This is a genomic window from Microbacterium sp. NPDC055903 (assembly GCF_053615555.1).
In genome coordinates this window covers 253,856-275,904 of sequence record NZ_JBSHCA010000003.1, presented here as the reverse complement: position 1 = coordinate 275,904, position 22,049 = coordinate 253,856, and the positions used below count along the sequence as shown (strand labels likewise).

Here is a 22,049-nt window from a genome sequence, read left to right as displayed (position 1 = left end):
ACCGCGTGACATGGCGTTAACGCGCTGGATACGGTGGAGGTCATGACGGACGATGCGCTGCGGGACGCCGCGGAGACGATGCGGGCGGTGCGCGAGCGCTGCGTGTGGACGAGGGCGATGACGCACCGCGAGCTCGTGCCGTATCTCATCGAGGAATCGCACGAGCTCATCGACGCCGTCGAGCGCGAGGACAGGGCGGAACTGAGGGAGGAGCTGGGGGATCTCCTCTGGCAGGTGCTGTTCCACGCCGCGATCGCCGCGGAGGACGCAGAGGATCCCTTCGACATCGATGACGTCGCCCGCACGCTGACCGAGAAGATGGTCAGGCGTCATCCTCATGTCTTCGCGGATGCCGTCGCCACGACGCCCGAGGAGGTTCTCGTGCACTGGAACGCCGCCAAGGCGGCGGAGAAGCGCGCGAGGACGAGCGCTCTGGACGGCATCCCACGCGGGATGCCCGCGCTCGCGCTGGCCCAGAAGGTGCTCGGTCGCGCGGCGTCCCTCCCGCTCGCCGAGCCCGCCGAAGCGCGCCCGGCTTCCCCCGCATCCGAGGCCGAGCTGGGCGACGCGCTGCTGGCCCTCGTCGGCCAGGCGCGCGCCAACGGCTGGGACGCAGAGCGTGCGCTCCGCGAGCGCGTGCGGGCGCTCGAAGACGAGGTCCGCGCGGCCGAAGCTGGCTGAGGGCACCGGCGCCCCGACGACCTGGAAAGATGGGGGAGTGGCCACTGTGAACCCGCCGCGCGGCATGCGCGACATCCTCCCCGCCGACAAGGCGCGCCGTGAGCGCGTGCTCTCCGTCATCCGCGAGCGCTATCTGGCGCACGGGTTCGACGAGATCGAGACGCCCGTCGTCGAGGAGTACGACCGGCTGCACGCCGGCATCGGCGGCGACAACGAGAAGCTCTCCTACAACATCCTGCGCCGCGGTCTCGACGCGGACGGAATCCGGCAGGCGGCGGACGATCCTGCTGCCCTGAGCGACCTCGGGCTGCGCTACGACCTGACCGTCCCGCTCGCACGCTTCTACGCCAGCAATCGTGCGCAGCTTCCAGGGGTCTTCCGCTCCATCCAGATCGGTCCGGTCTGGCGTGCGGAGCGCCCGCAGAAGGGGCGCTACCGGCAGTTCGTGCAGTGCGACATCGACATCATCGGCGACGACTCGGCGCGTGCGGAGGCGGAGCTCATGGTCGCCTCGCTGGACGCTGTCGACGCGCTGGGGCTCGAGGGAGCGACGATCAGGATCAACGACAGGCGCGTGCTGGACTGGATGCTCGACTCCTTCGGCTTCGCCGAGGACGAGCGGCCCGGCGTGCTGATCACGATCGACAAGCTCGACAAGATCGGCCCGGAGGGCATCGTCGCCGAGCTGCGCGAACGCGGGGCTGAGGCCTCTGCCGTCGATGCCTTCGAGGCGTTCCTGCGCCGTCCGCAGACCATGGAGTACAACTCCTACGGCGAGCGGCAGATCCGCAAGGCGCTGCCGGACGATGCGCCGGACGAGATCGTCGCGCACCTCGTCGGCATCGGCGACGCCGTGGCGGCCGGCCGGGGGATCGAGGGGGAGATCCCGCTCGTGTTCGATCCGTTCCTCGTGCGCGGCATGGGCTACTACACCGGGACGATCGCCGAGCTGGCACACCCCTCGGTGTCGTACTCGCTCGGCGGCGGCGGTCGGTACGACGGCATGATCGGGCGCTTCCTCGGGCAGCAGGTCCCGGCGGTCGGCTTCTCGCTCGGCTTCGAACGCCTCGTCGACCTGGTCGCCGAGGCGGACGACAGCGCGGCAGACGCGATCGTGCTCGTCCACGACGCCGACGTCCCGGTCGCCGAGCTCGTCGCACACAAGGCGGGCCTGATCGAAGGCGGCGCCAGGGTGCGGCTGGAGCGCAGGACGAAGAACCTCAAGGCGCTCCTGGAGCGCGCATCCGCCGACGGCTACACCGCGTTCGCAACGGTGTCGGCGGACGCCGCGGCCGGTTCTCTGGAGATCAAGCAGCTCGACTGATTCACCACCGGTTCATGTGAGGGGTGTTCACTGCCGGTGTGTCCCGCACGAGGAGAGCGCTCGCCCTGATCGCCGGATGCCTGGTCGCCGTCGGCGTGATCGTTCTCGCCGTGCGCCGACTGCTCGATCGCCAGGCGGCGATCGCGCGACGTCGGATCGGGAAGCCGCTCGGCGAGGTCTCGATCGACGCGGACCGGGTCTGGCAGCGTGCTCTGGATGGGCGGCCGGTCGAGCTGCTCCTGCTGGGGGATTCGCTCGCGGCAGGCCTCGGCGCCGCCCACCGCAAGCAGACACTCGGCGGACGCCTTGCGAAGGGGCTGGCCAGGAGGATCGAGCAACCGGTGCGGCTGCGCACGGCCGCGGTGGTCGGGTCGGAATCCTCCGCGCTGGCAGGGCAGTTGGATGCGTTGGAGGACGACTACCGCGCGGATGTCGCCGTCATCGTCGTCGGCGGCAACGACGTCACCCATCTCGTCCCGGCATCCGAGGCCGCCGATCAGTTAGAGGAGGCGATCCGGCGGCTGCAGGATGCCGGAACGCCCGTCGTCGTCGGCACCTGTCCCGATCTCGGGACGCTTCGTCCCGTGCCTCAGCCGCTGCGCGCCCTGCTGTCGCGGATGTCGCGCCGACTGGCGCTGGAGCAGACCAGAGTGGCATGGCGCACCGGGGCCGTGCCGGTCGACCTGCGGCAGCTCGTCGGGCCCGCGTTCTACGAGGAGCCGGACGCGATGTTCAGCCTCGACAGGTTCCATCCCAGTGCGGCCGGCTACCGGCAGACCGCCGAGGCGCTGCTGCCCGCCGTCCTCAGCGTGCTGCAGGTCCGTCGCTGAGCCGCGCCTGCCTACGGAGTCGGAGCATCCGGTACACCACCCCGACGAGCACGACCCCTGCCCCCACCAGGGAGGCGAGCACGGGCAGCGTGTTCATGAGGACGAGGCAGCCGAGCGCGCCGACGATCTGCAGGACGCGCGGAGAGCGGCGGTGCGCCGCGTCCTGACGGAAGGCGGCGGCGTTCGCGATGAGGTAGTACAGCAGCACGCCGAAGGAGGAGAAGCCGATCGCCTCGCGCAGGTCCGCCACGATCACGATGCCGATCACGATGATGCCGATCGCGATCTCGGCGCGGCGGGGGACCTGCCAGCGGGGGTCGATCGCCGACAACGCGTGCGGCAGGTCGGACTCGCGCGCCATGGCGAGGGTCGTGCGCCCGATGCCGGTGAGCAGGGCGAGCAGCGCTCCCAGCGACGCCGCCGCGGCGGCAACGCGGACCACGGGGGCGGCGAGATCCCACCCCGCGACGGTGATGACTTCGACGAGCGGGGCGGATGCTCCGACGGCATCCGCCCCGAGCACATGGATCACGGTGATCCCGATCGCGAGGTAGACGACGACGGCGCCGGAGAGGGCGAGGACGATCGCGCGGGGGATCGTGCGTGCGGGGTCGACGACCTCCTCGCCCATCGTCGCGATGCGTGCGTAGCCGGCGAACGCGAAGAAGAGCAGCCCCGCACCCTGCAGGACCCCGTACGCCGTCGCCTCAGGCAGGGGAGCAGGAGCCGCGTGGCCGCCGCCGGATGCGCCGGCGGCCACGACGACCGCCAGCCCGAGAAGCGAGGCGACGACGAGGATGCGCGTGGCGAGCGCTGTCCTGGTGACGCCGAAGCAGTTCACCGCGGTGAGGGCGGCGACGGCGGCGACCGCGACCGGGATCTGCCAGCCCTCGGGGGCGGCGTATGCGGCGAAGGTCATGGCCATCGCGGCGCAGCTGGCGATCTTCCCGATCACGAACGACCAGCCGGCGACGAATCCCCACCATGGGCCGATCTCCGCCCGTGCGTAGGCGTACGTGCCACCGGCGACCGGGTGCTGTGCGGCGAGCTGGGCGGAGCTGATCGCGTTGCAGAGGGCGACGACGGCCGCGATGGCGAGGGCGATGAGGACGCCGGAACCGGCGGCGCCGATCGCTGGTCCCCAGACCGCGAAGACGCCGGCGCCGATCATGGAGCCGAGGCCGATGGCGACGGCATCACCGAGCGTCAGGCGGCGGGCGAGGGGCATGCGCCCATGCTGGCACGGGCAGGTGAACGTCAGGTGGCCCGCGCGGCGGTGACCCGCTTCTTCTCCCGGATGTAGACCTCCCGGCGCACGCGGGCGACGACGGCGCCGTCACGGTCGGTGATGACGGTCTCGAACCACTCGAGGACCTTGGCGCCGCCCTTGGCGCGTTCGCGGATCTCGTCGACCCGCTCCCGGGGGACCTCGAACTCGGCGGTGAGGACGCCGCGCCCCGGCGTGAGGAACTCGATCTCGCCCCTGGTGTCCCAGACGACGTAGTCGCGGCCGAGCTGATGCATCACGAGCATGAAGAAGTAGGGGTCGGTCATGGCGCTCATCGACCCGCCGAAGGCGGTCTTCACGTAGTTGCGGGTGAAGACGTTGACGTGCAGTTCGACGCTCGCCTTCGTCCAGTCCGCGCTGAAGCGGCGGACGCGGATGCCGCTGAACAGGTTGGGGATCCACAGGCTCATGCCGATGGCGAGCCGACGAGGAGTGATCTTCATGCGGCCAGTGTGCCGGAGCCCGTCTCAGCGGCGAAGTGCGATGGAGGGTTCACACAGTAGTTATAGTTCGACTAGAATTACTAGAACATTGGAGGTGACATGCTGATCAGGATCGACGCCGACAGCCCGCGCCCGCTGTTCGAGCAGGTGGCGGCGTCCGTGCGGGCGGATGTGCTCTCCGGAGCGCTCGCCCCCGGAGACCGCCTGCCTCCTGCGCGCGAGGTGGCCGAAGCGCTCGAGGTCAATCAGCACACCGTCCTGCACGCCTACCAGCAGCTGCGCGACGAGGGGCTCGTCGACCTGCGGAGGGGGAGGGGCGCGGTGGTCTCCGCATCCGCCGCACCGCTCGCCGAGCTCGCCCAGGACATCGCCGCCCTCGTCGCCCGTGCAGCCTCCCTCGGGCTCTCACCCGCCACCCTCGCCGCTCTCGTGAAGGAGACCCCCGCATGAACGCCGACGTCCGCCGTGCCAGATCCGCCTTCGTCTGGGTCGGGGTGATCGCGCCCGCCGCGATCCTCGTCCTGGCGGCGATCCTCGTCGCGGCGTGGCTCCCTGACATCCCCGAACCCGCCGCCATCCACTGGGGCCCGGGCGGGGTCGACGGCTTTGGGCCCGGCTGGACGTATCTCGCACTGCCGCTCGGGCTCGGCGGGCTCTTCGTCGCCCTCTTCGCTGTCATGGCCTTCTTCGCGCATCGTCCGCGGGCATCCACCGCAGACTCGTCACCGACCTGGTCGGGAACGGCGCGGCTGCTCGGGGCCGCCAGCCTCGCCCTCGCGGTGATGATGGCGCTGACCTCGCTGATCGCGGTCGGGGTGCAGCGCGGTCTCGACGATGCCGCGGATGCCCCGGACATCACCCCATCGGTGCTGCTCGGCCTCGGCGTCATGGCGGCGGTGGCCGTTCTCGGATGGCTCGTGCAGCCGCGTGCGCAGGTCGACCCCGATGCCGGTGCCTCGGCCGAGCCGCTCGCGCTGGCAGGGTCCGAGCGGGCTGTCTGGATGGGCACGGCCGCCACGGCGAAGAGCGGCCAGGTGGTCCTCGGCATCTCGGTCTTCTCCGTCCTGGCGATCTCCGTCCTCATGGGCGCGACCGGCGTCGAGGGGTGGTGGCTCACCGGGATCATCGGCGTCCTGCTCGCGGTACTCGTGGTCACCATGCTCGTGTTCCGCGTGCACGTCAGCGGTGCGGGACTGCGCGTGCGATCGGTCGCGGGGTGGCCGCGTTTCTTCATCCCCGCGGCGAAGATCGAGTCGGTGCGCGTCGTGCAGATCGATCCGTTCGCCGAGTTCGGCGGATGGGGGTATCGCATCGGCACGGACGGGCGCCGAGGCCTCGTCCTGCGCCGAGGAGAGGCGCTGCAGATCGAGCAGCGCCGGGGGAAGCCGTTCGTCGTGACGGTCGACGACGCCGAGACGGCGGCGTCCGTGCTCGCCGTGGCCGCGCGGCGTGCGACGGAGGCGGGCGCATGACCGCCCGCGTTCGGGCGACCGTCACCGTCTCCTTCGTCCTCATCGCGTGCGGTCTGGCCTGGCTGGTCGCCCTTCCGCTGTGGTTGGGCGATGGCCTCGCCGATCCGCTCGCGCCGTTCGTGCTGCCGGTGATGATGTTCACGCCCGCGATCGCCGTGCTGATCGTGATGCTGGTGCTCCGGCCCGTGCCTCGCGGCGAGCGGTTGCGATTCCTGGGGATCTGGCCACTGCGCCCCGCCCGCAGGGTCGTGTGGATGAGCGTCATCGCCCTGTTCGCGCCCGTGGCGCTCGTCGCGCTCTCGGTGTGCGTGGCTGCCCTGCTGGGCTGGGTGCAGCTCGACCTCGTCGGGCTCTCCGGCTTCACGCAGACGCTGGAGAAGGCTGTACCCGAAGGCGTTCCGCTGCCGCCGACCTGGCTGGTCATCGCCTCGCAGCTGATCTCGATCCCGATCGCCGCAGCGACCATCAACGCCGTGATGGCCTTCGGGGAGGAGCTCGGCTGGCGCGGCTTCCTGATGCCTGCGCTCCGGCCGCTCGGCACCTGGCCCGCGCTTCTCGTGAGCGGAGTGATCTGGGGACTCTGGCACAGCCCCGTCATCCTGCTGGGCTACAACTTCGGTCGCCTCGACGTCTCCGGCGTGCTGTTCATGACGGCCGGATGCATCGCATGGGGCGTGCTCCTCGGATGGCTGCGCCTGCGTTCGGCATCCGTGTGGCCCGCGGTGTTCGCGCACGGATCTCTGAACGCCTCGGCCGGGATGATCGCGTGGTTCGTCGCCGCGGGGACGAGCGTCGACATGGCGCTGGCCGGTCCGCTCGGCGTCGCGGGGTGGATCGTCTGCGCCGTGACCGCGGTCGTCCTCGCGCTGTGCGGTCAGTTCCGGAGGCAGCCGGAGCTCGACGGCGGGCCGATGCGCCTCCTGTCGCCGGAGCGCTGAGGCGGGCTTGACGCGCCGCCCGGCCGAGGGTTGGCTGAGCACATGGCGGAATCCACTCCCGAGAACTGGCGCGCAGCCGACGTCTTCCTCTCCGACACCCTCGTCGGGCACGATCGAGCGCTCGAGGCGGCGCTGGACGCGCAGCACGCCGCCGGCCTGCCGTCGATCGAGGTCGCACCGGTGGGCGGCAAGCTGCTGAACCTGCTCGCCCGCATCTCCGGTGCGCGCCGGGTGCTCGAGATCGGCACGCTGGGGGGATACTCGACGATCTGGCTGGCCAGGGCCGTCGGCGAGGAGGGTCGCGTCGTGACCATCGAGGCGGAGCCGGCGAATGCGGCGGTCGCCCGCCAGAATCTGGATGCCGCGGGCGTCGGCGACCGGGTCGACATCCGCATCGGGCGGGGCGCCGAGGTGCTCCCGTCGCTCGACGGCGCGGAGCCGTTCGATCTGGTGTTCATCGATGCGGACAAGGAGTCCAACACGATCTATCTCGACTGGGCCGCGCGCCTCGGACGCCCGGGAACCGTCGTGGTGGTCGACAATATCGGGCGCGAGGGGGACATCGTCGACGACGAGACGAGCGATCCGCGTGTCATCGGCACACGACAGGGGCTGCGGATGCTGGGCGAGGACGACCGCTTCGACGCGACGGCGATGCAGACCGTCGGGCTCAAGGGATGGGACGGCTTCGCGCTGGCCGTGCTCGTTTGAGCGGTTCTTCCCGTGTTCCTGTCATCCCGGATAGCGTGAGCCGGGGATGACGGAGTCGCAGGCTCCGTCGTGGCAGGAAGGAGTTCCGATGGCGAATCTCGCGGCGGTCATGCCCGCGCTGGGCTCGATCGAGGTGCAGGAGGTGCCGATGCCGATGCCCGCGCCGGGGCAGGCGCTCGTGCGCATCGAGGCGGTGGGCATCTGCGGCTCGGACACGGCGTACTACCGCGTCGGGTACATCGGCGACTGGAAGGTCGACGGTCCGATCATCCTCGGGCACGAAGCGGCAGGGACCGTCATCGCGACGGGCGACGGCGTCACCGCGGTGGCGGCGGGCGATCGCGTCGCGATCGAGCCGGGCACACCGTGCCGCAACTGCGGCGAGTGCCTCGCCGGGAGATACCATCTCTGCCCGGACTTCATCTTCCTGGCGACGCCGCCGTACGACGGCGCACTCGTCCAGCACCTCGTGATCGATGCGCGCAACCTCTTCCCGATTCCCGACACGATGTCGTTCGAGGCGGCGGCGCTGTGCGAGCCGCTGTCCGTCGGTCTCTGGGCGTGCCGGCGTGCCGGACTGCTCCCCGGCGACCGCGTGCGGGTGACGGGCGCGGGGCCGGTCGGCATCCTCGCCGCGCAGGTGGCCCGTGCGGAAGGCGCGGCCGACGTCGTCGTCTCCGACATCTCCGCGTTCCGTCTCGCGTTCGCCGCGTCCATGGGCTTTCGCACCGAGCTCGTCGGCGCGGTGCCGGAGGGACCAGGACACGAGGATGCGGACGTCCTCCTGGAGTGCTCAGGCGCGCCGGGCGCGCTCGCCGCGGGACTCTGGCGGCTGCGCAATGGCGGGCGGGCGGCCATGGTCGGCATGCCCAAGCAGGATGTGACCCTGCCCCTGTCGAGGCTGAACGTCAAGGAGATCTCGATCTCCCTCGTGAATCGCTACGCGCACACCTGGCCGACGGCCATCGCGCTGGTCTCCAGCGGTCGCGTCGACGTGGAGCCGCTCGTCACCCACCGCTTCGCGCTCGAGGACACCGAGTCGGCGCTCACGCTCGCCGCGGACGTCGCCGATTCGATGAAGGCGATCGTCCATCCCCACGGCATACCGACGGGGGAGTGAGGCGGGATGCTCGTCGTCGGTCACCGCGGCGCGATGGCGCAACGGCCGGAGAACAGCCTCGCCTCCTTCGCCCTCGCCGAGGACGTCGGCGTCGATGAGATCGAACTGGACGTGCGACTCAGCTCGGACGCGGGGCTGATCATCCTGCACGACGCCACGCTCGACCGCACTGCGGGCGACGACTCGGCGCGCGGGCTCGGCCCCGTCGCCGACCTCACTCTGGGAGAGCTTCGCTCCGCCGTGCTCGATTCGGGACGCAGCGTGGTGACGCTCGCCGAGATGTACGATGCGACGCGATCCAGGATCCAGCTGGAGATCAAGGACCCCGCCGCGGTCCCGCACCTGGCGGAGTTCTTCCGTGCGCGTCCGGCGGATGCGCGGCGCACCATCCTCAGCGGGTTCTCTGTCGAAGCGCTGCGCGACGCGGCCGATGCCATGCCGCGCCTTCGCCGTCAGCTGATCGTGTCCGAGCTCCTCTCCGATGTGGAGCACTCCATCGAGGCGATGCTGCGTCGCGCCGATGCGTCGAGGCTCGCCTGCGGATTCGCCGGCCTCACCAGGGAGCGGGTGGGCGAGCTCCATGCCGAGGGGATCGAGGTGCACGTCTGGCCGGTGCGTTCGCTCGACGACATGCGGAGGGCGTCCGCCCTCGGCGTCGACGGCGTCACGGCCGATGATCCTTCGTCAGCGCTGCGATGGCGGTGGACGATCCAGCAGTGAGCGCAACCGGCTCTCAGAGGTGGATGTCGTGCGTGCACCCGCAGCTGAGTCCCACGACGAGGTTGCCCCGCACGACCTTCGTCGACGCCGGCGAATCGTCTGTGCTCTCCAGCAGCGCTTCGATCGCGGCGGCGGCCATCTGATCCAAGGGCTGGCGGACGCTGGTCAGCGGTGGGCTCAACCGGAGAGCCAGGTCGGTTCCGTCGATGGATGCCAGCGCGACGTCGTCCGGGACGCTCAGCCCCAGCTCGGCGCAGGCCTGGAGCACCCCGATCGCCTGCACGTCCGAGGAGACGAAGATCGCTCTCGGCCGGCGTGCCCGGCTGAGATGACGTGCGCTCGGGCCCAGCAGCGCGTAGGTCGCCGCCCGCCCTCCTGCCGCGGAGAACTCCGCATGCTCGACGAGGTCGTCACCCGCCGGATGCCCGGCGTCGACGAGCGTCTCACGCCATCCGATCAGGCGACCGTCCGCGCTCGCGGAATGCCAGGGTCCGGCGACGCAGGCGACCTCCGGATAGCCGTGCGAGAGGAGGTGCTCCACGGCGAGGCGTGCGGCGTGCTCGTTGTCGAATCCCACCTCACCGGATGTGCCGACGACGTGGCTCCTCGTGCTCTGGATCGCTACGACGGGGACGGTGCCGAGCACCTCGTTGGCGAGCAGGGAGTAGTGGTCGGTCGCCGCGATCACGCCGTCGACCCGGTGATCGACGACCGACTTCAGGAAGGGGACGTGCTTCTCACCCACGACGTCGACGATTCCGAGGGTCAGGGCCAGGCCGTGATGGGTGGCCTCTTTCGCGATGGCCTCGGCGAGCTCGGCGAAGAACGGATTGATCGGGCTGTCCGTGAGCAGCCCGATCATCCTCGTACTGCCGCGACGCAGCGCGGAGGCGACGGCGTTCGGGCGATAGTCGAGATCGGCGATCGCCTGCTCCACCCGTCGCCTGGCATCGGCGGAGACAGGGCGAGGTCCTCCGTTGATGACATAGGACACCACGGCGGGTGACACGCCGGCCTGGGCGGCGACCTGGGCGCGGGTCACGGCCACGATGGCCTCCCCGGCTCCGGCGTGCTCAGGACGCGTGCACGCGGACGAGGTCTGCCTCCCGCGCGTAGGAGGCCTGGGCGCCAGGGCGCGTCACCGAGTAGCTCCCCGAACGCACGCCGTGCTGCACGGCCGCATCGAGCGGGCTTCCCGTCGCGAGTGCGGCCGAGAGTGCGCCGACGAAGGCGTCCCCCGCACCGGTCGTGTCGACCACGGGCACATGTTCGGTGAGGGGAACGATCCCTGACCTCGGACCCTCTGTCCACACTGCACCTCCTGCGCCGATCGTGACGACGACGCTGCGCGGAAGAGGACGGATCGCCCGCGCGGCGCGCATCGCGTCGTCGGGTGATCGTACCTCGATCCCGGTCAGCGCCGATGCTTCCGCCTCGTTGAGCACGAGCGGGTCGGCACGGGAGAGGACATCATCGGGAAGCGTGATGACCGGGGCGAGATTCAGCACGATCCGTGTGGTGTCGGCCGCGCGCACGGCCGCAGTGACCGCGTCTGCGGGGATCTCGGCCTGGATCACGACGATGGCGTCCGCCGCGGTGCGTCGCACGACCCGCTGCACCTTCGCTGCGGAGAGCCGGTAGTTCGCGCCGGACACGACGGCGATCGAGTTCTCTCCTCGATCGTCCACCCAGACGAAGGCACGACCGGTGTCCGCGTCGTGCAGCACCGTGACGTCGGAGACCTCGACCCCCTCCGCGCGCAGCTCGCGCAGCAGGAGGGCGCCGTCCGGATCGTCGCCGACGCATCCGACGAAGCTCACCATCGCGCCCAGACGCGAGGCCGCGACCGCCTGGTTGGCGCCCTTGCCGCCGCAGGTGTTGCTCATGCTCTGCGCGAGCACGGTCTCGCCGGGGGCGGGCAGCGTCGGCACGCGGACGAGATAGTCGCGATTCGCGCTGCCGACGACGAGGACGGGATGGGCGGGCTGGGTGTGAGTCATTTCTCTCCGCTCGCGACGGACAGGCCGCCGAAGGATTTCTGCAGGGCGAACATGAGCAGCGCGGGGATGAGCGACAGGATGACCGCTCCGGCGAAGTGCTGCCCGAAGTCCGAACTGTGCTCGCCGAACGTCTGCGCCAGGGCGACAGGTGCCACCTGGAGGTTGCGATCGGAGACCACCAGAAGGGGCCACAGGTAGGCGCCCCACTGGCCGAGGAAGATCAGCAGCGCCGAGTTGACCAGCGAACCGCCGCCCAGGCGCCAGTAGATCGAGGCGAAGATCCGAGGCTCCGATGCGCCGTCGATCTTCGCGGCCTCGCGATACGAGGAGGGGATCGACAGGAAGTGCTGGCGCAGGTTGAAGATCGCGAGGCCGTTGCCGATGCCGGGGAGCACGAGACCGGTGATGGTGTTGGCGAGGCCCCAGCTCGTGAACTGCTGGGAGAGCGGGATCGCGACCGCCTCGAACGGGATCATGAAGCCGACCACGACGATCGCGAACACGATGCCGCGCCCGGGGAAGCGCAGGACGGCGACGGCGTATGCCGCCAGCGCGCACACCACGGTGCCGACGGCCACGGAGATCAGGCAGACCACGAGGGAGTTCACCAACGAGCGTCCGAAGGGGCCGAAGATCATCGCCGCGTAGTTGTCCAGCGTCACGGACGACGGGATGAGGATGTGCCAGCTCAGGGGTGACAGCGATTCGAAGATCTCGGATCCCGGCCGGAGGGATCCCGCGACCAGCCAGAGCACGGGGATGACGAAGATCGCGCTGACGAGCACGGTCACGGCCGTGAGCGGCCAGGAAGGGCGCGTCCAGCGCGCCCGGCGATAGCGGATGCCGCTCATTCGGAGCTCCCCTGTCGTTCTTCGCGCAGGAGCGCGAACTGGGCGGCGACGAAGACGAGCATGATCAGCGTGAGGATCACGACCTCGGCCGAGCCGAGGTTCTTGTCGCTGTATGTGTACGTGGTGCGGTAGGCGTCGAACATGAGCATCGTCGTCGAGTTCTCCGGTCCGCCGCCGGTCAGCATCTGGACCGGCACGAAGAGGACGAAGTTGGCGACGGTGTCCGCGACGAGCACGAAGAGCAGCGGACGCTTGAGCAGCGGCAGCGTGACGGAGAAGAACGTCCGGATGGGGCCGGCCCTGTCGAGCTTGGCGGCCTCGTAGTACTCGTCCGGGATGGTCTCGATTCCTGAGATGAGAAACAGCATCCAGTACCCGACGCCGACCCACGTGGCGACGATCATGATCGAGGCGAGAGCCTGGCTCGGCGAGGTCAGGAACGGCTGGCGACCGATGCCCACGGCCTCCAGGATCGCGTTGAGCGGCCCGTCAGGGCGCATCGCGATCCCCCAGACGATCGACGAGCCGACGATCGGGATGGTCGCGGGGATGAAGATCAGCGTCCGCCAGAGCATCCGCGCCCTGATCCGACGCGTGAGCAGCACGGCGATCATGAGAGCGATGAGCACCTGCGCCGGATTGATGATCAGGTTGAACACGAGCGTGCGCAGCACGGTCTCGCCGAAGGCCGCACTGGTGAACAGCTCGGCGTAGTTGTCGAAGCCGGTGAATTCTGGCTCCTTCAGCCCGCCAGGGAACGCCGTGTGCAGCGATGCCCAGAAAGCTCCGAGCGAAGGCGCCACCCGCATGCTGAGGATGGCCAGCAGGGCGGGGGCGATGAACGCGACGGCCCATAGGGCCTCGCGGCGCAGACCCGTGCGGCGCCGGGGCCCGGGAGCCGGACGACGTATCGCCGCCTCCCGGGCCTGGGTGAGTTCGGTGGTGCTCACTGGTACTTCGCCCACGCCGTCTCGAGCTCGGTGCTGGCGGCATCGAGCGCCTTCGCGGGGTCGGTGCCGTTCTTGACGTCCGAGTAGGCGCGTCCGAGGATCTCCTCGAACTCGACGTATCCGATGCTCGACAGGCGGGGGACCGCGGTGTTCTGGGTCTCGTAGTCGATCAGCGCTGCGGCGTCCTGTCCCGCCGGCGAGGAGAAGATGTCGCGGTCGTAGTACGCCTGCTTGCCCTCGGCGCTCACGGGGAGCTCCGGTGAGGGCAGATTCGCCGCGTACCCGCCGCCGTCATCGATGGACATCCACTTCATGAAGATCGCCGCGGCCTCCTTCTCATCGGAGAACGGGCTCATCGCGAGCGACCAGGACCCGGTCGGGGTCACCGGTTCTCCGCCCTCGAAGTAGGGGTGCGCCGCGACGCCCCATTCGACGGACGCCCCGGTGAGGTTGGGCACCAGCCACGGGCCCTGCACGAAGTACGCGACGTTCCCGGCGAGGAACTCCTCAGAGCTCTGCTCGGAGTTCACCGCCTGCGGGGAGAGTCCGTCGGCGAAGATGCTGCCGTACCAGGCGAGCGCGTCGACCCAGGCGTCCGAGGTGATGTCGGGGGTGAGGTTGCCCTCGCCCGTTCCGCCCGCCGAGCCGCCGAGCGAGACGGCCAGGGGCTCGAGCTGGTAGTACCGGTCCGGCTGACCGAACAGGATGCCGTACTTCGCGCCGCCGTCGACGGCTTGCGCGGCCACCTCGCTGAGCTGCTCCCAGGTCATGCGGTCCTCCGGCGCGGCGGAGGGGTAGGGCAGGCCGGCCTGATCGAGAAGCGCCTTGTTGTAGTAGAGCAGCTGGGTCGAGTTCGCGATCGGCAGCGCCCAGAGGTCGCCGTCGTAGGAGCTGGATTCGACGGGTGCCTCGTCGAGCACGCCGATCTCGTCCGCGAACTGCTCGGTGAGGGGTTCCGTGAATCCTCGCGATGCGAGGGTGGCGATGCGCGGCTGGTCGGCCCAGTACACGTCGGGGTTGCCGTCCTTGTTGCCGATGCGCGCATCGAGGATCGAGTTGAGCTGGTCGAAGGGCACCGGCTCGTACTCGACGGTGATGCTCGGATGCGCGGCTTCGAACGCGTCGATCACTTCGAGGATGCCGGTGTCCTCCGCCTGGTGCCCGAGGACCTGGATGGTGGCGGTCGGGTCCTCATCGGGGAGCGACCAGCTGTCGGCTCCCTGAGACGAGGTGTCCGCCGAGCATCCGGCGAGCACGAGGGATGCCGTGCCGAGGAGAGCGGCGGCGGCGATACTGCGTCGTTGCATGTTCTTGCCTTTCTCGGGTGGTGCGGGTTGGTCAGAGGGCGCCGATGCGGCCCACGAAGTAGCTCGTGAACGCGTCGACGTCGACATCCACGGCGACGCTCGCGTTGGCGGACGGGGAGTCCTCAGAGAGCAGGAAGTCCGCGACGGAGATGCCGCGGCCGACCGGGTCGTCGGCGACGACGTCCACGCGCGCCTCTCGCCAGGTGAGCAGCTCGGGGCGGCTTATCGCGGCGACGGCGAGCGGATCGTGCATCGCGCACGAACCCGATGAGGCGGTGTCCCCTGGATGACGGCGGGCGTTCGCGTCGATCCACGCGACGGTGGATTCGCCGGCGAAGGCGCCGAAGCTGCGTCCGCTCGCGGCCATCTGCGCGGCGTGCTCGCGCGTGAGTCGCACCCGGTTGGTGACGTCGAGCCCGACCAGGCGCAGCGGAGCGCCGGAGCGCAGCACGGCTCGCGCAGCCAGCGCGTCGACCCAGAAGTTGAACTCGCCAGGCATCCCGATCTTGTTCGTCTGCTGGAGGAAGACGCCTCCCATGATCACGATCTCCTTGACGTGTGTCGCGACCCGCGGATCGAGATCGATGGCGGCGGCGACGTTCGTCAGCGGGCCGATGGCGATCACCGTGATCTCGCCCGGCGCGTCGACCACCCTCCGAGCGATCTCGGCGGCGGCGTAGCCGGGAGTGGCGATGTGGTGCCCGAAGGCGCTGCGCGTGGCGTCCGACGCGGAGCGCAGGCGGTCCGGTTCGGCGAGGGGAGCGCCGGCGCCTCGGACGACGGGGATGTCCTGGCGGCCGAGCCGCTCCAGCAGCTCGGCCGCCAGGTAGGTGCCCGATTCCACGTCGATATTGCCGTTCACCGTGGTGACCAGTTCCAGGTCGAAGACGTCGTCGGCGAGGATCAGGGCGAGGGCGAACCCGTCGTCGATCTCAGAGCCGGGGACGCCCATGGCCATGTCGGTGTCGAGGATGACCCGCATTCGAACTCCTTCGTTCAATTCGTGTTGACCAGAGTGTGACACGTGTTGAATGATCAACGCAAGACCCATCTGAACCGGAGCCCGGATGAACAGGAAGCTCGCCCTGGACGCGCAGGTGATGCACGCCTACGTCGCTGTGCAGCACCTCGCGCGCGGCCGCGCCATCGGCGATATCGCCGAGGAGATCGGCCGATCGCGGTTCGCCACGGCGCGCATGGTTCGTCGTGCGCGAGAGATGGGCCTCATCGAGGTCAGGCCGGTGCTGCCCGCCGCGCTGGACCTCGAGCTCTCGGCGCGTCTGGTGCGGGAGTACGGTGTGCGTGCTGCTCTGGTCGTCGGTGCCGTCCCCGGACGCGAGGGCGGAGTGCGTCAGAGGATCGCATCGGTGACCGCGCGCCTCATCGCGGACACGGTCGGGGAGGACGACGTCGTCGGATTCGCTCCCGGCCGCACGCTCGTGCTCGCCTCGCGGGAGGTCCCTGGCCTGCCGAGCGCGGACGCCGTCCAGCTGACGGGAGTGGGGTGGCCGAGGCTCGAGGACGGCCTGGAGGTCGTCGCGAACATCGGGCGCGCGTCCAGGGGTGCCGTTTTCCCGCTGGCCGTGCCGTTGCTCGTCGACCCGGCGGCGCGTTCGGTCCTGGAGCATCCATCGATCCGGCAGACGATCGGCCGGTTCGATCACGTCTGCACCGCGTTCCTCACCATCGGCGGCTGGCCGGACGCATCGTTGCTGGCTCGTCGCCTCGCGGAGACCGGTGAACGGGACGCCCTCATGGCGCGAGGAGCCGTCGCCGAGTTCGGGACCTCGCTCCTGGACATCGACGGCCGCGCCGTGGAAGGTCTGGAGGACCGGTTCGTGGGGATGACGCCGGTGCAGTTGGGCCGCGTCGGGCTCCGCATCGCCATCGGCGGGGGAGAAGGCAAACGGCGCGCGGTGGCAGCCGTGCTCCGGTCCGGACTCGCGGATGTCATCGTGACCGACGCGCCGTCGGCGCTCGCGGCTCTGGACGGATGACGCCACCGTGTAACGGTCGCGTTACGCGGGCTAGACTGGCGACGGATCGACGACGCTCCATCACCACCTTTCCCTGAGCAAGGAGCACATTCGTGGCACTGATCGAGGCTGTAGGCGCACGCGAGATTCTCGACTCGCGCGGCAACCCGACCGTCGAGGTGGAGGTGCTCCTCGATGACGGCATCGTGCAGCGCGCCGCCGTCCCCTCCGGCGCATCCACCGGCGCATTCGAGGCGTACGAGCTCCGCGACGGCGACAAGAGCCGGTACGGGGGCAAGGGTGTGCTGAAGGCCGTCGAGGCGGTCATCGACGAGCTCGGCCCCGCCATCGAGGGCGTGGACGCGAGCGAGCAGCGCGTCATCGACCAGATCCTCATCGAGACGGACGGCACCGAGAACAAGCAGCGCACCGGCGCCAACGCGATCCTCGGCGTCAGCCTCGCGGTCGCCAAGGCCGCGGCCGACAGCGCAGACCTGCCGCTGTTCCGCTACATCGGCGGCCCGAACGCGCACGTGCTCCCCGTCCCGCTGTTCAACGTCATCAACGGCGGCGAGCACGCCGACAACGGCATCGACTTCCAGGAGTTCTTCCTCGCGCCGATCGGCGCCGAGACCTTCTCCGAGTCCCTGCGCTGGGGCACCGAGGTCTACCACGTCCTGCGCGGCGAGCTGAAGGCGGCAGGCTTCGCGACGGGCCTCGGCGACGAGGGCGGCTTCGCCCCCGACCTGCCCAGCAACCGCGAAGGCCTGGAGTTCCTCATCAAGGCCATCGAGAAGGCCGGCTTCACGCCGGGCTCCGACGTGGCCGTCGGCCTCGACGTCGCCGCCACCGAGTTCTTCAAGGACGGCGTCTACACGCTCGACGGCAAGGCGCAGAGCGCAGACGACCTCATCGCCTTCTACGCGGACCTCGTCGACTCGTTCCCCGTCGTCACGATCGAGGACGCCCTCGCCGAGGACGACTGGGAGGCGTGGAAGAACCTCACCGACGCCATCGGATCCAAGGTGCAGCTCGTCGGCGACGACCTGTTCGTCACGAACCCGACGCGTCTGCAGCAGGGCATCGACCGCGGCGTCGCCAACGCGCTGCTGGTGAAGTTCAACCAGATCGGCTCGCTGTCCGAGACGCTCGACGCCGTGAACCTCGCCACGAGCAACGGCTACCGCTCGATGTGGTCGCACCGCTCCGGCGAGACCGAGGACACCACGATCGCGGACCTCGCTGTCGCGACCAACGCGGGTCAGATCAAGACCGGTGCGCCCGCTCGCTCCGAGCGCGTCGCGAAGTACAATCAGCTTCTGCGCATCGAGGAGGAGCTCGGCGACGCGGCAGTCTTCGCCGGTCGCTCGGCCTTCCCGCGCTTCCAGGCCTGACCTGCGAGCGCGCACGAGCTGAAACACGACGAAGGGGGAGCCATGGCGAGACGTCCGGCTCCCCCTTCCTCGTCCCCGCGGACCGTCGATGTGCGCGAGTGGGCAGCCGGCATCCGGCTCTCGGCGTTCTCCGCGATCATGCTCTCGCTCGTCGTGCTCGGAGCGTGGGTGCTCGTCCCCACCCTCGGCACGTACATCGACCAGCGCCAGAAGATCGCGGCGCTGCAGGAGGCCGTGCAGGTCTCCGAGGACGAGATCGCCGCCCTCGAGCGCGAGCAGGAGCGCTGGGAGGATCCCGCGTACATCGTGACCCAGGCCCGCGAGCGGCTCTACTACGTCAAGCCAGGCGAGGTCGTCTACCTCATCGATGACGATCTCGACGAGACCCAGGTCCCGCAGGAGCAGGGTCCGGTCAGCGCCGAGCTCGAGGAGGGCGACGCCGATTGGATGGCTCAGCTCCTGCGCAGCGTGACCGGTGCCGGTCTTGCGCAGAACGCCGTCGCAGGCCAGTGACGGCTCTCCCAGCATCCGCTCCCGTACGCTGGTGAGGTGACGACGCCTCCCTTCGCCCCGCCCACCGACGCCGAGATCGCCGTGCTGACCGCCCAGCTCGGCCGACCCGTGCGCGGGGTCGTCGGCATCGCCGCCCGCTGCGTGTGCGGCAACCCCACGGTGGTGTCGACCGCGCCTCGGCTCCCCGACGGGACGCCGTTCCCCACGTTCTACTACCTCACGCATCCGGCGGCGACGGCCGCCATGTCGACGCTGGAGGCGACGCAGGTGATGCCGGAGCTCGCCGCCCTCCTCGAAGACGACGAGGAGATCGCCGCCGCCTACCTCTCCGCCCATCACGCCTACCTCGCCGACCGCGCGCAGTACGGCGAGGTCGCCGAGATCGACGGCATCTCCGCCGGAGGCATGCCGCACCGCGTCAAGTGCCTGCACGCCCTTGCCGGTCATGCGCTCGCCGCCGGACCCGGCGTCAACCCGATCGGGGATGCGGCGCTCGCGCGCTCGAGCTGGTCGCCCGAGCGCTGCAGCTGCGAGACCCCCGGCGCGGCGGTCGCATGATCGGGAGCCGGATGCTTCGCCTGAGCGTCGCCTCCGCGGCGCTGGCGGCGTCCGTGCTGCTCACCGGGGCGACGCCGACGCCCGGCCCTGTCCCCGACGACCTGGCCGATCCGATCAGGGCGGCGGAGTACTGGCTGGACGGCGCGAACATCCGCCAGGCATGGCAGGAGACCCGCGGCGACGGCGTCACCATCGCCGTCATCGACACGGGTATCGCCAACGTCCCCGCCGCCTTCGGCGACGCGGTCGTGGGCGGCACGGACGTCTCCGGCACGGGCGCCTCGGACGGGCGGACGCCGGTCGGCACGATCGACATCGATCACGGCACCTGGGTCGCGTCCCTCGCCGCGGCCAGGGGGGCCGCCGACGGCACCGGCATGATCGGCGTCGCTCCGGAGGCCGATCTGCTCTCCATCTCCGTGAACTTCGGCGCCGCAGCATCCGTACCGTTCACGGAGCAGATCGCGGATGCCATGCGCTGGGCGGTCGACAACGGCGCCGACATCATCAACCTGTCCTTCACGACGAACACCCTCGACTGGGATCAGAGCTGGGACGAGGCCTTCCTGTACGCCTTCGAGCACGACGTCGTCGTGGTCGTCGCGGCGGGCAACCGCGGCAGCGGCACGAGCATCGTCGGCGCGCCGGCGACGATCCCCGGCGTGCTCACCGTCGGGGGAGTGGACCAGCACGGCGAGGCGAGCATCGAGGCATCCACGCAGGGCATCACGATCGGCGTCTCGGCGCCGAGCGAGGGGCTCCGCGGCGTCTCGGCGGACGGCACCCTCGCCGACTGGAGCGGCACGAGCGGCGCCGCGCCGATCGTGGCCGGTGTCGCGGCGCTGGTCCGGTCGGCGCATCCGGATCTCGATGCGGGCAACGTCATCAACCGCATCCTCGCGACCGCCATGCCCGCTCCGGGAGCGGCGCGGGTGCCAGACGCGATCTACGGGTACGGGCTCGTCGACGCGAACGCGGCGGTCACCGCCGACGTCGCCGCCGTCGACGACGACCCCGCGAAGGACCTCGCGGAGTGGATCAGGGTGTACCGCCGCGCCGATTCCGAACCGGCGCCGGTGCCCACGGTCGGCCCGGTCGAAGTGTCTCCGCTGCCGGCGGCCGATCCGCCGAGCGAGGCGGGTTCGCCCCTGCTTCCCAGCGCCGATTCACTGCGCTACGGTACCCTCCCGCTCATCGTGCTCACCGTCCCTGGTATTCTGGTGGTGCTAGGCGTCACCGCAGCTGCCCGGCGCATCCGTTCAGCGCGCGCGCAACGCACGCCTGCACCCTGACAAGGAGTTGTCCCTCTGTGCCTGAGAACAGCACTGTGCCCAAGATTCTGATCGTCGGTGGTGGCTACGCGGGTTTCTACACGGCGTGGAAGCTCGAGAAGCACCTCCGCAAGGGCGAAGCCGAGGTCACCATGGTCGACCCGCTTCCCTACATGACCTACCTGCCGTTCCTGCCCGAGGTCGCCGCCGGATCCATCGAGCCGCGCCACGCGGTCGTCGCGACCCGTCGCCACCTGAAGCGCACGAACGTCATCGCCGCGAAGGTCACGAACATCGACCACGCGAACAAGGTCGCCACGATCACCCCCGCGCAGGGCGAGCCCTATGAGTTCGCCTACGACCAGATCGTCGTCACCGCCGGTTCGGTCTCGCGCACGTTCCCGATCCCCGGCATCGCGGACAACGCGATCGGCATGAAGTCGATCGAAGAGGCCGTCTGGGTGCGCGACAAGCTCCTGTCGAACTTCGACAAGGCCGCAGCCCTTCCGGCCGGCCCCGAGCGCGAGCGCCTGCTCACGGTCGTCGTCGTCGGTGGCGGATTCGCCGGCATCGAGACCTTCGCGGAGCTGCGCTCGTTCGCCTCCGCCCTGCTCAAGCGCTACCCGCAGCTCTCCTTCGACGAGACGCACTTCCACCTCATCGAGGCGATGGGCCGCATCATGCCCGAGGTCTCGCTGAAGACGAGCGAGTGGGTGCTCAAGGACCTCGCCAAGCGCGGAGCCAGCGTGCACCTGGACACCCAGGTGACCGGTGCCGTCGACGGCAACGTCGAGCTGTCCACCGGCGAGGTCATCCCGACCGACATCATCGTCTGGACCGCCGGCGTCATGGCGAACCCGGGCGTCGTCCGTGCGGGTGACCTGCCCGTCGAGGAGCGCGGACGCATCCGTGCGAAGGCGACCCTGCAGGTCGTGGACGCCGACGGCGTCGTCGTGCCTGACGCGTGGACCGCCGGTGACGTCTCGGCCGTGCCCGACCTCACCGGAGGCGGCGTCGGCGGCTTCTGCGTGCCCAACGCGCAGCACGCGGTCCGCCAGGCCAAGCGCCTCGCCAAGAACCTCGTCGCCTCGCTCCGCGGGGAGGCGCCGGTGGACTACATCCACAAGAACCTCGGAGCCGTCGCCGGCCTCGGCCTCGGCACCGGCGTGTTCCAGTCGGGCAACCTCGCGATCAAGGGCTTCTTCGCCTGGGTCGCGCACCGCGGCTACCACGGTCTCGCGATGCCTTCGTGGGAGCGCAAGTTCCGCGTGCTGTGGGGCTGGTGGAACAACCTGTGGCTCGACCGCGACATCGTGAACCTCGAGAAGGTCCAGCAGCCGCGCGCGTTCTTCGAGGAGTTCGCCTCGCGTCCGCGTCCGGCAGCGGACGCCCCGGCGGCCGCCCCCGCGAAGGCGGAGGAGAAGGCTCCGGTCAAGAAGGCTCCGGTGCGCAAGCCCGCGGCGAAGAAGGCGGCCGAGAAGGCCTCCGAGACCGCAGAGGTCGCAGCCAAGTAATCCTTCGTGCGAATGCCCCGTCCGCCTGCGCGACGGGGCATTCGTCGTCTGCGGCGGTGGAGCCCGATGGCTGGTACCCCCGGTCGGATTCGAACCGACACTGAAGCGAGTTTAAGTCGCCTGCCTCTGCCGTTGGGCTACGGGGGCGCGCAGTCGTAGCCTATCCGCACGGATGCGGTCGGCGAGGT

The 22,049-nt window shown here is 70.1% G+C and carries 23 protein-coding genes and 1 tRNA gene; 15 read left to right on the top strand and 9 right to left on the bottom strand.

The features are described 5' to 3' along the window. The first annotated feature begins 42 nt into the window (after positions 1–42). The 3 genes from ACWGJP_RS15165 to ACWGJP_RS15155 all read left to right on the top strand — a co-directional run bounded on the left by ACWGJP_RS15165 (position 43) and on the right by ACWGJP_RS15155 (position 2,835). Positions 43–681, top strand: coding sequence for a MazG family protein (locus tag ACWGJP_RS15165; RefSeq protein WP_452330634.1), 639 nt, complete (start codon positions 43–45; stop codon positions 679–681). Positions 682–745: 64 nt separating this feature from the next. Next, positions 746–2,005: a histidine--tRNA ligase gene (hisS, locus tag ACWGJP_RS15160; RefSeq protein ID WP_452330848.1), complete on the top strand. Its 1,260-nt coding sequence runs from the start codon at positions 746–748 to the stop codon at positions 2,003–2,005. A 38-nt stretch (positions 2,006–2,043) separates the two neighbouring features. Further along, positions 2,044–2,835 carry an SGNH/GDSL hydrolase family protein gene (locus ACWGJP_RS15155; RefSeq protein WP_452330633.1) on the top strand — a complete coding sequence of 264 codons (792 nt, stop codon included), beginning with the start codon at positions 2,044–2,046 and terminating at the stop codon, positions 2,833–2,835. Here the strand turns inward: ACWGJP_RS15155 and ACWGJP_RS15150 are convergent. Together ACWGJP_RS15150 and ACWGJP_RS15145 are read right to left on the bottom strand one after the other, a co-directional pair. Further along, positions 2,810–4,063 (bottom strand): APC family permease, encoded by a 1,254-nt coding sequence (locus ACWGJP_RS15150; RefSeq protein WP_452330632.1) that lies wholly within the window; start codon positions 4,061–4,063, stop codon positions 2,810–2,812. The genes ACWGJP_RS15155 and ACWGJP_RS15150 overlap by 26 nt on opposite strands. A gap of 29 nt (positions 4,064–4,092) precedes the next feature. Beyond that, positions 4,093–4,566, bottom strand: coding sequence for a DUF4442 domain-containing protein (locus tag ACWGJP_RS15145; RefSeq protein WP_452330631.1), 474 nt, complete (start codon positions 4,564–4,566; stop codon positions 4,093–4,095). A 99-nt stretch (positions 4,567–4,665) separates the two neighbouring features. Between ACWGJP_RS15145 and ACWGJP_RS15140 the strand changes: the two genes are divergently transcribed. From ACWGJP_RS15140 to ACWGJP_RS15115, 6 genes are all read left to right on the top strand, one after another. Beyond that, positions 4,666–5,016: a GntR family transcriptional regulator gene (locus tag ACWGJP_RS15140; protein WP_452330630.1), complete on the top strand. Its 351-nt coding sequence runs from the start codon at positions 4,666–4,668 to the stop codon at positions 5,014–5,016. Then, the gene (locus tag ACWGJP_RS15135) at positions 5,013–6,038 is read left to right on the top strand and encodes a DUF1648 domain-containing protein (RefSeq protein ID WP_452330629.1); all 1,026 of its coding nucleotides are present in this window, start codon (positions 5,013–5,015) and stop codon (positions 6,036–6,038) included. Before ACWGJP_RS15140 ends, ACWGJP_RS15135 begins: the two co-directional genes overlap by 4 nt. Further along, positions 6,035–6,976, top strand: coding sequence for a CPBP family intramembrane glutamic endopeptidase (locus ACWGJP_RS15130; protein WP_452330628.1), 942 nt, complete (start codon positions 6,035–6,037; stop codon positions 6,974–6,976). The genes ACWGJP_RS15135 and ACWGJP_RS15130 overlap by 4 nt, the downstream gene beginning before the upstream one ends. A gap of 42 nt (positions 6,977–7,018) precedes the next feature. Continuing rightward, entirely contained in the window at positions 7,019–7,687 is a 669-nt protein-coding gene (locus ACWGJP_RS15125; RefSeq protein ID WP_452330627.1) for an O-methyltransferase, read from the top strand. An 88-nt stretch (positions 7,688–7,775) separates the two neighbouring features. Next, positions 7,776–8,807: an NAD(P)-dependent alcohol dehydrogenase gene (locus tag ACWGJP_RS15120; RefSeq protein WP_452330626.1), complete on the top strand. Its 1,032-nt coding sequence runs from the start codon at positions 7,776–7,778 to the stop codon at positions 8,805–8,807. 6 nt (positions 8,808–8,813) lie between these two features. Then, on the top strand, positions 8,814–9,527 hold the full coding sequence (locus tag ACWGJP_RS15115) for a glycerophosphodiester phosphodiesterase (protein WP_452330625.1): 714 nt from the start codon (positions 8,814–8,816) through the stop codon (positions 9,525–9,527). 13 nt (positions 9,528–9,540) lie between these two features. Here ACWGJP_RS15115 and ACWGJP_RS15110 read toward each other — a convergent pair whose 3' ends face one another. Genes ACWGJP_RS15110 through ACWGJP_RS15085 form a run of 6 tightly spaced genes read right to left on the bottom strand, consistent with a single transcriptional unit; the run spans position 9,541 to position 15,617 of the window. Next, a complete protein-coding gene (locus ACWGJP_RS15110) occupies positions 9,541–10,575 on the bottom strand; it encodes a LacI family DNA-binding transcriptional regulator (RefSeq protein ID WP_452330624.1) in 1,035 nt (344 codons plus the stop codon). A gap of 25 nt (positions 10,576–10,600) precedes the next feature. After that, positions 10,601–11,527: a ribokinase gene (locus tag ACWGJP_RS15105; protein ID WP_452330623.1), complete on the bottom strand. Its 927-nt coding sequence runs from the start codon at positions 11,525–11,527 to the stop codon at positions 10,601–10,603. Further along, positions 11,524–12,378, bottom strand: a complete 855-nt coding sequence (locus ACWGJP_RS15100) for a carbohydrate ABC transporter permease (protein ID WP_452330622.1) — start codon at positions 12,376–12,378, stop codon at positions 11,524–11,526. Before ACWGJP_RS15100 ends, ACWGJP_RS15105 begins: the two co-directional genes overlap by 4 nt. Continuing rightward, positions 12,375–13,328 carry a carbohydrate ABC transporter permease gene (locus ACWGJP_RS15095; protein WP_452330621.1) on the bottom strand — a complete coding sequence of 318 codons (954 nt, stop codon included), beginning with the start codon at positions 13,326–13,328 and terminating at the stop codon, positions 12,375–12,377. Before ACWGJP_RS15095 ends, ACWGJP_RS15100 begins: the two co-directional genes overlap by 4 nt. After that, entirely contained in the window at positions 13,325–14,635 is a 1,311-nt protein-coding gene (locus ACWGJP_RS15090; RefSeq protein WP_452330620.1) for an ABC transporter substrate-binding protein, read from the bottom strand. Before ACWGJP_RS15090 ends, ACWGJP_RS15095 begins: the two co-directional genes overlap by 4 nt. Before the next feature lie 31 nt (positions 14,636–14,666). After that, positions 14,667–15,617, bottom strand: coding sequence for a nucleoside hydrolase (locus ACWGJP_RS15085; RefSeq protein ID WP_452330619.1), 951 nt, complete (start codon positions 15,615–15,617; stop codon positions 14,667–14,669). An 85-nt stretch (positions 15,618–15,702) separates the two neighbouring features. Between ACWGJP_RS15085 and ACWGJP_RS15080 the strand changes: the two genes are divergently transcribed. From ACWGJP_RS15080 to ACWGJP_RS15055, 6 genes are all read left to right on the top strand, one after another. Continuing rightward, the gene (locus tag ACWGJP_RS15080) at positions 15,703–16,632 is read left to right on the top strand and encodes a sugar-binding transcriptional regulator (RefSeq protein ID WP_452330618.1); all 930 of its coding nucleotides are present in this window, start codon (positions 15,703–15,705) and stop codon (positions 16,630–16,632) included. A 92-nt stretch (positions 16,633–16,724) separates the two neighbouring features. Then, complete coding sequence (eno, locus tag ACWGJP_RS15075; protein ID WP_452330617.1) at positions 16,725–18,005, top strand: phosphopyruvate hydratase; 1,281 nt, start codon at positions 16,725–16,727, stop codon at positions 18,003–18,005. A 42-nt stretch (positions 18,006–18,047) separates the two neighbouring features. Next, complete coding sequence (locus tag ACWGJP_RS15070; RefSeq protein WP_452330616.1) at positions 18,048–18,518, top strand: FtsB family cell division protein; 471 nt, start codon at positions 18,048–18,050, stop codon at positions 18,516–18,518. Between the two features lie 36 nt (positions 18,519–18,554). Further along, positions 18,555–19,076 carry a DUF501 domain-containing protein gene (locus ACWGJP_RS15065; RefSeq protein ID WP_452330615.1) on the top strand — a complete coding sequence of 174 codons (522 nt, stop codon included), beginning with the start codon at positions 18,555–18,557 and terminating at the stop codon, positions 19,074–19,076. Positions 19,077–19,087: 11 nt separating this feature from the next. After that, on the top strand, positions 19,088–20,368 hold the full coding sequence (locus tag ACWGJP_RS15060; protein WP_452330614.1) for a S8 family serine peptidase: 1,281 nt from the start codon (positions 19,088–19,090) through the stop codon (positions 20,366–20,368). 35 nt (positions 20,369–20,403) lie between these two features. After that, a complete protein-coding gene (locus tag ACWGJP_RS15055) occupies positions 20,404–21,861 on the top strand; it encodes an NAD(P)/FAD-dependent oxidoreductase (protein ID WP_452330613.1) in 1,458 nt (485 codons plus the stop codon). 71 nt (positions 21,862–21,932) lie between these two features. Here ACWGJP_RS15055 and ACWGJP_RS15050 read toward each other — a convergent pair. Beyond that, positions 21,933–22,008: transfer RNA gene (locus ACWGJP_RS15050), tRNA-Leu, on the bottom strand. Between the last annotated feature and the right edge of the window lie 41 nt (positions 22,009–22,049).

Bases quoted from the DNA above. Each gene is read 5' to 3' on its own strand.
- ACWGJP_RS15120 (WP_452330626.1), top strand. From the start codon at position 7,776: ATGGCGAATCTCGCGGCGGTCATGCCCGCGCTGGGCTCGATCGAGGTG.
- ACWGJP_RS15135 (WP_452330629.1), top strand. From the start codon at position 5,013: ATGAACGCCGACGTCCGCCGTGCCAGATCCGCCTTCGTCTGGGTCGGG.
- ACWGJP_RS15085 (WP_452330619.1), bottom strand. From the start codon at position 15,617: ATGCGGGTCATCCTCGACACCGACATGGCCATGGGCGTCCCCGGCTCT.
- ACWGJP_RS15100 (WP_452330622.1), bottom strand. From the start codon at position 12,378: ATGAGCGGCATCCGCTATCGCCGGGCGCGCTGGACGCGCCCTTCCTGG.
- ACWGJP_RS15060 (WP_452330614.1), top strand. From the start codon at position 19,088: ATGCTTCGCCTGAGCGTCGCCTCCGCGGCGCTGGCGGCGTCCGTGCTG.
- ACWGJP_RS15140 (WP_452330630.1), top strand. From the start codon at position 4,666: ATGCTGATCAGGATCGACGCCGACAGCCCGCGCCCGCTGTTCGAGCAG.
- ACWGJP_RS15080 (WP_452330618.1), top strand. From the start codon at position 15,703: ATGAACAGGAAGCTCGCCCTGGACGCGCAGGTGATGCACGCCTACGTC.
- ACWGJP_RS15150 (WP_452330632.1), bottom strand. From the start codon at position 4,063: ATGCCCCTCGCCCGCCGCCTGACGCTCGGTGATGCCGTCGCCATCGGC.
- ACWGJP_RS15145 (WP_452330631.1), bottom strand. From the start codon at position 4,566: ATGAAGATCACTCCTCGTCGGCTCGCCATCGGCATGAGCCTGTGGATC.
- ACWGJP_RS15070 (WP_452330616.1), top strand. From the start codon at position 18,048: ATGGCGAGACGTCCGGCTCCCCCTTCCTCGTCCCCGCGGACCGTCGAT.
- ACWGJP_RS15165 (WP_452330634.1), top strand. From the start codon at position 43: ATGACGGACGATGCGCTGCGGGACGCCGCGGAGACGATGCGGGCGGTG.
- ACWGJP_RS15130 (WP_452330628.1), top strand. From the start codon at position 6,035: ATGACCGCCCGCGTTCGGGCGACCGTCACCGTCTCCTTCGTCCTCATC.
- ACWGJP_RS15115 (WP_452330625.1), top strand. From the start codon at position 8,814: ATGCTCGTCGTCGGTCACCGCGGCGCGATGGCGCAACGGCCGGAGAAC.
- ACWGJP_RS15105 (WP_452330623.1), bottom strand. From the start codon at position 11,527: ATGACTCACACCCAGCCCGCCCATCCCGTCCTCGTCGTCGGCAGCGCG.
- hisS (WP_452330848.1), top strand. From the start codon at position 746: ATGCGCGACATCCTCCCCGCCGACAAGGCGCGCCGTGAGCGCGTGCTC.
- ACWGJP_RS15090 (WP_452330620.1), bottom strand. From the start codon at position 14,635: ATGCAACGACGCAGTATCGCCGCCGCCGCTCTCCTCGGCACGGCATCC.
- ACWGJP_RS15125 (WP_452330627.1), top strand. From the start codon at position 7,019: ATGGCGGAATCCACTCCCGAGAACTGGCGCGCAGCCGACGTCTTCCTC.